Origin of the sequence: Streptomyces sp. NPDC059454, from assembly GCF_042749965.1 — a bacterium.
GTDB lineage: Bacteria > Actinomycetota > Actinomycetes > Streptomycetales > Streptomycetaceae > Streptomyces.
Genome location: NZ_JBHYVC010000111.1, coordinates 1 through 9,100, shown reverse-complemented (window position 1 = coordinate 9,100; position 9,100 = coordinate 1). Strand labels below are relative to the sequence as shown.

Genomic DNA, 9,100 nt, shown 5'->3' with positions numbered 1-9,100 from the left:
CAACGGCATCAAGTGGCGTGCGATGCCGGCCGACTTCCCGCCGTGGGACCGGGTCTACGCGTTCTTCCGCCGATGGCGCGAGAACGCCCTGGTCAAGGAGTTCCACGACCGCCTCCGCCGCAAGGTCCGCGAGCAGGCAGGGCGGGCCCCGGAGCCGAGCGCGGGGGTCATCGACTCACAGTCGGTCAAGGCGGACGCCGTCGTCGGCGCTGGCAGCCGCGGCTTCGACGGCGGCAAGCTCATCAACGGCCGCAAGCGGCACGCCGTGGTCGACACCCTCGGCCTCCTGCTGACGGTGATGGTCACCAGCGCGGATGTCGGGGACCGTGCGGCGGCCCAGGTCCTGCTGGCCCAGGTCGCCGCCCCGGATCACCTGCTGGCCCTGGTCTGGGCCGACGGCGGTTACACCGGCAGCCTCGTCGAGCACTGCCTGGCCGCGCTCGCTCTGGTCCTGGCGATCGTCAAGCGCAGCGACGACACGCGCGGTTTCGTGGTGCTGCCCAAGCGGTGGATCGTCGAGCGGCTCTTCGCCCACCTGATGCGAAGCCGCCGCCTGGCGCGCGACTTCGAACGCCGCACGACCAGCGCCGAGGCGATGATCTACTGGTCGATGACCATGGTCATGACCCGCCGTCTGGCCCGCTCACGCTCCGCGCGAGCGTGAACCGGCCCGGTGCCGGCTCGGCCAGCCAGCCCCGCGAGACCAGGCGTTTCGCCTTCGACCGCAACGCCTCCACCTTGGCCGGCACCGGGTCCAGGCCGAAGCAGGCGGCCATCTCCTGGCAGGTCAACGGGCCCTGGCCGAGACGGACCCGATCCGCGAGCGCGGCCAGGATGCGCTGGTAGTCCGCCGACAGTGCCGACCAGACCAGTCCCGCACGCCACATCGGCACCACCGATTTCGGCTTCGCGGCCCTCGAGGTCCCAGGCGCTGCCGGCAGATCACCGCGATCCGACCGCTCCTCGCAGGCGCCGGAGCCGGCATCGCCATCGCCCGGGGCCAGGACCTCGCCGACACGCGAGCGGGCGATGACCCACTCGTTCCACTCCCGCTCGACCACGACCAGCTCAGCCTGGATGCGGTCGGCCTCCTCCCGCAGCTCGTCCATACGACGGCGAGCGGTCAGCTCACGCTGTTCCAGCAGCCCCACGACCGACGGCATCCCCGACCTCCACCTGAGCGACGACTCGACACGTCACCACTCCCCGAGACCCCCGACCCCACGCCCGACCAGCGGAAACGCAACCCTCAACGCCGGAACGACAACAACCACTTAGAGCCGTATCAGGAGCTCTGATCCGGGTAGTGCTGCGGTTCTCATTTCATTGCAGCAGAAAGTTCGTTCTGGACCGCCCGCGCTGCGGTGAGACGTCCCGTTCCCCGCTCGGCCTGACATCACCTGACCCCGACCTCTGCCGGAGTAGCCGGCGTGCCGCCGGTGCCTTCCACCAGCCCCAAAGGCGTGCGCTGGCCGTCTGCATGCCGGGAGTCGATGGCCGATGGGACCGAAGGGACTGGGCTGGGATCGGCTTCCAATCGACTGAAGTCCCGCCGCGGCCGATGCCTTGCAACGACAATGAGTTGAGCGGCGACTAGGACGGGGCAAGTGGCCAGTGAGCAACCAGGACTTCGAGGGCTACTCCGATGCGAACGAGCTGACCCTGGCCATTGCCCGATTGCGGACACGAGAGCGGATCAGCTTCGAGGGGGGAGACATCCAGGCCGCCAACGATGCAAAAGTCGCTCTTGGCCGTGCCCAAGCCCGGCTCGTTCAGCTGTACCGTGAGCGCGGCCTGCTCGACGGCGCAGTCCCCGCAGGTGCCACAGCCACCCCGGCTGAGCGCGCTGCCAAGGGATGGAAGAACGTTCTCGCCAACCCGCTTCCAGAGGTCGCGCCGAAGCCGCGTAAGCGTGACAGGGGCAGAAAGCCGAGACTGAAAAGTGGTGAGGCAGTGCCAGCTCCGCAGCCGGATCACCTGGAGCGGACGCTGACCTACAGCACGAAGCTCCTGGCAGGCGTGATCCGAGCCCAAAAGTTCACAAAGCGGCATGAAAAGGACCTGGCTCGTCTGCCGATCAGTGCTCTTGTGTTTCTCCCCAAAGCCGCGCAGCCGTTGTGCACCGCAGCCGACCTGGAGGCCCTAGGCTGGAGCCGACACTTGATCACCGAGCTGGGTCCCCTTCCTCGGGGGAGGAAATATCGCCGGGCCCATATCCTCCAGCGCGTCAGCGGCGCCCGCTTCCAGCGCGAACTCGTGCGGCTCTACCAGATTCGGCTGGAGCAGGCGCGGCGCGAGCCGGGGCGGCATGAGCGGGACATGGAGCGCTTCGTCAATGGGCGAGGCGAGAGCGAGGCCGCCCGCAGGCGGAAGGAGGACAACGCCCGATACCAAGAGATCCTCCAGACCAGGAGGACTTTGGAAGCAGGTGACCAAGGCGTAACTCCCATAAGCAAGAAGCCGGACCTGACCGTGACGCCCATGCGGTCGATTCCCGCGCAAGCGTCGAGCGTCTCTGGCCGGACAGGGAAAGCCGTCAAGGGTGTGTGCCCGGTGTGCAAGAAGGGCGACCTCCCGCGCGGCTGGCTCCGGCACCAGCGATGCGAGGCGAGGAGCCGGTCGCATGAGAACGAGACTACGGATCCCGCCTTGTCGGAGGCTGCCCTGGTGTCGGAGCCGCGTGGATCAGGGGAGTACCGACGGCTGGTTGCGTTGGTCGAGCGGAAAGAGGAGGCGGCGCGAGGGAAACGGGCCGCTGGAGCAGCTCGGCCTGTGCGAATTCCGGAGGCCCGCAAAGCGGTGCTGGAGCGGTGCGAAGGTCGGTGCGAGAACCCGGCGTGCACCGGCCAGCCAGACGATGTCACGGATGCCGGCCAAGCACTACTGGAAGTCGATCACATAGACGAGATTGCCGGGGGCGGCCGCGACCACCCACGAGTGATGGTCGCACTCTGCCCGAATTGTCACGCGGTCAAGACGCGCGGGCGGACCCGGAAGCAGCTCACCAAGATATTGCGCGGCGTCGCAGAGCGAGCACATGCGGCCGCGAACACCCTCTGACCGAGACCGAGAAGTAGCTCCCCTCGGACGCCGATAGAGCGCGATTCGTACGGTCTACGTACGTACTTCGTACGGTTATTGAAGGTAGGGTGGTGCTCTGGAGGTGCTGCATGTCCGAGTTGTTTGATGCGGTGGATGCGCTGGTCGCATCTCGCTCGCCGTTGCCGCCTGCGGTGGAGCGTAAGCGGCTGCGTACCGCGCACGGTCTGACGTTGGATGAGGTTGCTGCGGCGTTGCAGGTGCGTCGGGCCACGGTGTCGGGCTGGGAGTCGTTGACGAAGCCGGTCGAGCCGCGGGGCCGGGAGCGTGAGGCGTATGCGCGGCTGCTGCGGCAACTCGCGGAGCTCTACCCCGCCCCGGAAGAGCCGGCAGCCCCGGCGCCCACCGCGGTCGCCGGCACGCCCGCCCCGGCAGCACCCGCGCCCGCCTCGGAGCAGGCGCGCCCCGTGCCCCCCAGTCCGGGACCCGAGGCTGCGGCCGGGACCGTAACTGAGCACCCCCAGCCACCTGTTGCCCCCGTCGCCCCGGCTTCGGAGGGTGCACCGCGTCCCTCGCGTGCTACCGGGCCGTCGTCGACGTCGCGTCGTCCGCCCGCGCGGAAGGCGGCCCCGGCCGGGACCCCGACCGAGGGTGCCGACCCGCGGTTCGAGAACGGGCCGCTGGCGGTCGTCGACGTCGAGGACGGGCAGGTGATGGCGTACTGCGCCGGCGGCCTGATCCTGGACGTGCCCGCCAAGTCCCTGCCGACCCTGGTGGACTGGACCCTGAAGGAAGCGAAGCTCGGCCAGCCGAGACTGTCCGGCCCCGGTAAGGACGGCGACCCGCTGCTCGTGCTCACAGAGGCCGCGCTGGAGCGCTACGGACTGCCCGTCACCCTCGCCGACGACGAGCGCCTCGCCGGTCGGATCCCGGAGGGCCACAAGGTCGTCAAGCAGCTGGTCCGTGCGGAGTGGAAGCTCACGAAGCGCGGGTTCGGGCCGTGGGCGCGGATCTACCGCCCGGCCACCGGTTCGGAGCGGTCCTGCGTGCAGTTGTGCATTCCGTCGTGGAACGCGCTGGGCGCCCGGCACTGGGGCCACGCCGCGCAGCTCCCGCCGGCCGAACTCGCCCGCGTCCTGGGTGTGTACGCGTCCCGGGTGATGACCCCCTGCGGCTCGACCGCGGTGACCGGCCTGGAGCTGATGACCGCGCTGCACCCTCCGACCAGGGCCTCCGAGCCGGACGCCGACGGCAAGCGCCACTCCGAGCACAACCCCGGATCCCTGGGCAGGGATCCGGTCGACCCGGCGCCGTGCGAGGCCCCCGACGGACACCCGCTCCTCAAGGACCTGCCGCGCTTCCACGTCCGGGGTTCGGCGGAGAAGCTGTTCGAGGAGGCCTACGACTGGGCGCGGCCGATGACCGACGCCGAATGCATGCAGCGGCACCTGGTCGGCATCGACGTCAACCTGGCCTTCGCCGCCGGCGCCAATGGCCTGATCGTCGGCCTGGGCGCACCGACGCACGTGACAGCGCCGGAGTTCGATGCGAAGCTGCCCGGATCGTGGCTGGTGGACCTCTCGCACGTCGCCCTGTCCCGGGTGAAGGTCGGCAAGGACAAGTGGGCAGACCTGGACGCGAGTCTGCTGCCCAGCCCGTTCACGCCGAAGGGAGACCGGCCCGAGGGCCCGGCCTGGTACACGACACCGACTGTCGCCTACGCGCAGGAGCTCGGCTACGACGTCACGCCGGTCGAGGCCTGGTTGCGGTATGACAACGGCCGCTATCTGGATGGCTGGTACCAGCGGCTGCGCGACGCGTACCTCGCCACGATGGCCGACCTCGGCGTCCACGCCGACCTCTCCCCGGCCGACTTCCTCACCGCGATGGACGGCTACAAGGACCGCGACCCGGAACTGGCGATCGTCGTCTCGGCCATAAAGGCCACGGTCAAGGGCGGCCTGGGCAAGCTGCGCGAGCGCCCGCGTGGGGAGGGCTGGAAGCCGGGCGAGCCGTGGCGAGCGCTGTCGCGTCCGACGTGGCGCCCGGACATCCGCGCGGCAGTCATCTCCCGCACCCGGATCAACCTGCACCGCAAGATCATCAAGCACGCCGCGTTCACCGGCCAGTACCCGGTCGCGGTCCTGTCCGACTGCGTCGTCTACGCCGCCGATGGGCCCTCCCCGCTGGACTTCCTGCCCTACCGCGACGGCAAGCCGCTGCCGGGCGGCTTCAAGCTCGGCGTCAACCCCGGCCTGGTCAAGCACGAAGGTACTCAGTCTGTGCTGTGGGGCGAGGAGGTTCGCGAGCGGTTCAACGCCCCGGAGCTCAACCTCGCCCGGTACATCAAGGACGGCACCGTCACCGACATCGACAACGGCGAGTAGGGGAGCAGGCAAGCGATGAGCATGTTCGGGGACGGCCTGGACAAGGCGGTGCAAAAGGCGTTCACCCGCCCCGCACCCAAGTCCGCGGGCCCGCAGATGCGGTACATGGTCAAGCAGCTCGGCGGCACGAAAGCGGTCGCCGAACTGCTCGGCATGTCCCAGCGGCAGGTGGAGCGGTACGTAGCGGGCACAGCCAAGAAGCCGCGCCCCGACCTCGCCGCCCGCCTGGAGCGCGAGGTAATCAAGCGCTGGCAGCCGCAGATCCGGGCTAAGGCCCGCAAGAAGGCCACGACGACCGGCGGCATCGTCATCGACGCCCGCGCCCGCATGGGCTACACCGCGCCGATCGGCTCGACCGACCAGGACCGCATCCGGCACCTGACCGTCGCCCTGCCGCCCCGCTACGCTGCCCGCCTCTTCGACGCCCAAGCGGCCGGCGCAAGCGACACCGAACTCCAGGAGATCGCGGCCGAAGCCCTCAAGGAGGTCTACTTCCAGGACGGCGGCCGCCGCGCCGGCAGCCTGGAAGAGGTCCGGTTCACCGACGTCGAACACCTCGAGTTCGACCTGTAGCAGCCCGCCCCGAACAGGCCGCGAGCCCGGCCCAGTTGGTCCGGGCTCGCTTGCGTATCCGTGGGGGCTCGGATGTTCATGCACACGTGCCGTGTCCAACGACCGCGGCCTCCACCAGCCAACACCCGAGGTGAGTACCTAATCCTGATCCATGCATGACCAAACGCCTTCCAGGGGCGCGTATAGAGATCGGGGATGCAGGTTGCACACGAACGTCCCGAGCTTCGTCGCCGACAAGCGCCTGCGGGACTACGGACAGTTGATCAGCCCATAATCGGAGTCAGTGCCGAGCGACCCGGCACATCGCACCCGCCCCGGGTGCGCTCACCGCGATCGGAGAGCATCGTGAAGAACAGCGCGTTGTGGCGAGTGGTTGACAACGAGAGTGGTAGCCAGTCCATCGTCAGCACGCCCTCCGAGGCGGTCGCGTTCGTCAACAGCCGGTTCGACACCGATGACGACGACGAGCCGTTCAGCATCACCGAGGTCGGTCCTCTCCTTCCGAAGCCGCTCGGGGTCATCACTGCATGGGCCGCCGAGAAGGACGGCGAGCGAACCGACGGACGTACTGCGCCGATCACCATCAGGCCGGTTGTGACGGACAACGCCAGCGAGTGCGAAGACGTCGTGCTCTGGGGCGACGTATATGTCTCCTGGGACCACGACATGTACACCGTCGAGGAGCCGGAGAGCTCCGAGTACAGCGAGGCTTACAGCGCAGCCGAGTTGAGCGCGATCCTCGACGAGTACGCCGACGACTACGAGTACGCGCCTGAAGGGCCTGAAGGGCCCGACAGCCACAGGTGGCCGAAACCGGAAGAGTTGATCACCTACGGCGCCCAGGAGTGTGCCAAGCGGTTCGGGCACCTCGACGACGACGCCCTGCTGTGGCTGGCCGCCACCCGCATCACGCTCGCGGTGTGGCGCAACACACCCGTCGAGAACTGGCATGCCGGGAAGAGTCCGCTGCACGACGGCACAATGATGCGGATCAACACGGCAACCACCCGACTCGTGCGCTCGATGCTGTCGTTCGACCATGTCGACTGGATCGCTGTCGGTCTCGCGATCGTCAACCCGTCTCGGGTTCTACCGACCGCGCAGTCTGTGCTCGAGCTTGGGCTGTCCTGCCACAACCCTGACGACCCGGCGCACGAGGTTGATCCGCGAGAAGAACTCGCGGAGATGGCACAGGTCGCGATCTCATGGGGGCGAAGGTACTGCCTTCACGAGAAGGAGTTCGGCCTGCGAACCCTGATCGAATCCTTCTGCGCGTCCGACAGCGGCTGGTTCGGAGCTCCGAGTTGGGGGCGCATCGTCGATCGGTTCCTTACGGCTGTCGACGACCGGAAGAATGCGCACTGGCGCATGCACCGGGACAAGCCTTGGTTCGACGAGTGGTTCACTAACCGCCCGGCCGACATTGCGGACACCACGGAATTTCGTCGGCTGCTCCATGCCGGGCCCGACCTGCTGTCCGAGGAGGCCGCCGAATGGTGCGTGGACGGTGCCATCGGCTACGTCTGCCCGGACGACCACGCAAACGGCTGCCCGCGGTGCGGTATCCCGCTGGCAACGGAGTCCTCAAACGAGTGACGGCAGTGGCCAGCGATTCTCAATCCCGTGCCAGTTCGGCCAGTCACATGACACCGCGACTGAGAAAATGACACGGGATCTGAGAACAGGAGAGCTTTTACCCGTCCCGCGCCGAAATCCGCAACAGCCCCGATGAAATTCCTCCTCACGCGGGCGCAGGGCTCGACCAAAGTCCTGACGGAGCGCCTGGGCATCTCACGCCGCACCATCGAGCGCTACCGCTCCGGAACGCTGAAGACCCCGCAAAAGCGTCTGCAGGCCGCCCTGGTCGAGGAGACTCAATGCAAGGGGAAACCGCAGGTCAGGGATCAGACTCGGAAAAAGGTGTCGACCTCCAGCAGGATGATGGTGGAGGTGACGGCCTACTTCGGGTTCATCGCCTCGGGCAGCTCCGACAACGGCCGTACACGCACCATCACCACCCCGATCTCGCCCACCTCCGTGCAGCAGATCCTGGACCTCCAGGAGGCCGGAGCGACGGAGGAAGACCTGCATCCCCTCGTCGTGGAGGCCATCACCGAGTCGTATTTCACTGAGTGGGGCACTCGCGCCCATGGTCTGCGTGCGGATTTTTACGCACGTTCAAGCTGTGGATTTCCTGTTCTGACGCAGTCGAATTCCAGCCTGCTATAAAGAAATCCGGCGGGTAGCCTCAGAAGCGTTCTGGCGGCGGTCCGCTCTGATTTCTCACCACGAATGCGAGGTCGAAGACGACCAGGATATGACTGCCCGACGGCGGTACCCGCCGACCGCTCACCCTGCCCCGCCGTCACCGGGCCATGGACGCCGGCGCTGTTGCAGCGGCCCTCGAGGAAGCGCGGCTCGATGCCCGGCAGGCGTCCCGGCACGAGGACCCGGCCGACGACGTCCGGGGCCCGGCGGAGCTCGCGGACTGGGAGTTGTGTCCACCAGCTGCTCGCCGACGCCGTCCCGGGCACCGTCTACGACTCGACGACGTGTTCGGCGCGGCCCGCGCCCACTCATCGCCCAGGCTGCTCAGGCGTTGCCCCAGGCTTCGAGGAAGCGTGTGCGGTCGTCCGTCCGCCGGCTGGCGAGTAGAACGTGCCAGGCACTGGTCTCAGCGTCGCGCAGCCACAGCCGCCCCAGGTACCGACTTCCGCCGGTGAACGTGTCACGCGCCAATGCGTCACCGAGCACGTCGGCTACAGCGTCGCGCTGTTGGTCGGAGAGTTCTCCCAGAAAGCTGAGTACGCGGTCTGCGATGCCTCCCTCGTTGCTTTCAAGAATGCGCTCGAAGAACGGACCACCCGCGTTGCCGGGATCGATGTAGAGAGCGGCGTCACCTCCCGCCTGCCCCAAGGAACGCCAGAACTCAGCACCATCGGGCGTGCCTGGCAAGGGAAGCGCGGCAAAGAGGTCGGCCAGATGTCCGTTGGCCGCTTGATCGTAAGAGGCTGTTGTCTTTCCGAGTCTGACGACTGCGTTTTCGCTGGTCAGGGATAGGTGCGGCGTCGGTGTGGGAGTGATGGACCATCGTTTCGTCG

Annotated in this window: 8 protein-coding genes; 6 read left to right on the top strand and 2 right to left on the bottom strand. The window is 67.8% G+C overall.

Going from position 1 to position 9,100, the window contains the following annotated elements; genetic code table 11:
- Positions 1-664: IS5 family transposase (locus ACFXAE_RS35670; RefSeq protein ID WP_384723716.1), on the top strand; the 664-nt coding region annotated here is incomplete at its 5' end.
- Here the strand turns inward: ACFXAE_RS35670 and ACFXAE_RS35665 are convergent.
- Positions 621-1,163: a hypothetical protein gene (locus ACFXAE_RS35665; RefSeq protein WP_384723713.1), complete on the bottom strand. Its 543-nt coding sequence runs from the start codon at positions 1,161-1,163 to the stop codon at positions 621-623. The two genes, ACFXAE_RS35670 and ACFXAE_RS35665, sit on opposite strands and share 44 nt — an antisense overlap.
- Positions 1,164-1,614: 451 nt before the next feature.
- On the opposite strand from ACFXAE_RS35665, the gene ACFXAE_RS35660 reads away from it, so the two are divergent.
- From ACFXAE_RS35660 to tpg (ACFXAE_RS35640), 5 genes are all read left to right on the top strand, one after another.
- Positions 1,615-3,060: an HNH endonuclease signature motif containing protein gene (locus ACFXAE_RS35660; RefSeq protein WP_384723711.1), complete on the top strand. Its 1,446-nt coding sequence runs from the start codon at positions 1,615-1,617 to the stop codon at positions 3,058-3,060.
- Between the two features lie 110 nt (positions 3,061-3,170).
- Complete coding sequence (gene tap, locus ACFXAE_RS35655) at positions 3,171-5,426, top strand: telomere-associated protein Tap (RefSeq protein WP_384723707.1); 2,256 nt, start codon at positions 3,171-3,173, stop codon at positions 5,424-5,426.
- Positions 5,427-5,441: 15 nt separating this feature from the next.
- A complete protein-coding gene (gene tpg, locus ACFXAE_RS35650; protein ID WP_189292890.1) occupies positions 5,442-5,999 on the top strand; it encodes a telomere-protecting terminal protein Tpg in 558 nt (185 codons plus the stop codon).
- A gap of 345 nt (positions 6,000-6,344) precedes the next feature.
- Positions 6,345-7,595, top strand: coding sequence for a hypothetical protein (locus ACFXAE_RS35645; RefSeq protein ID WP_384723704.1), 1,251 nt, complete (start codon positions 6,345-6,347; stop codon positions 7,593-7,595).
- A 132-nt stretch (positions 7,596-7,727) separates the two neighbouring features.
- Positions 7,728-8,228, top strand: a complete 501-nt coding sequence (gene tpg / locus ACFXAE_RS35640) for a telomere-protecting terminal protein Tpg (protein ID WP_279562803.1) — start codon at positions 7,728-7,730, stop codon at positions 8,226-8,228.
- A gap of 363 nt (positions 8,229-8,591) precedes the next feature.
- Here tpg (ACFXAE_RS35640) and ACFXAE_RS35635 read toward each other — a convergent pair.
- Positions 8,592-9,100: hypothetical protein (locus ACFXAE_RS35635; RefSeq protein WP_384723701.1), on the bottom strand; the 509-nt coding region annotated here is incomplete at its 5' end.

Bases quoted from the DNA above. Each gene is read 5' to 3' on its own strand.
- ACFXAE_RS35665 (WP_384723713.1), bottom strand. From the start codon at position 1,163: ATGCCGTCGGTCGTGGGGCTGCTGGAACAGCGTGAGCTGACCGCTCGC.
- tap (WP_384723707.1), top strand. From the start codon at position 3,171: ATGTCCGAGTTGTTTGATGCGGTGGATGCGCTGGTCGCATCTCGCTCG.
- tpg (WP_189292890.1), top strand. From the start codon at position 5,442: ATGAGCATGTTCGGGGACGGCCTGGACAAGGCGGTGCAAAAGGCGTTC.
- tpg (WP_279562803.1), top strand. From the start codon at position 7,728: ATGAAATTCCTCCTCACGCGGGCGCAGGGCTCGACCAAAGTCCTGACG.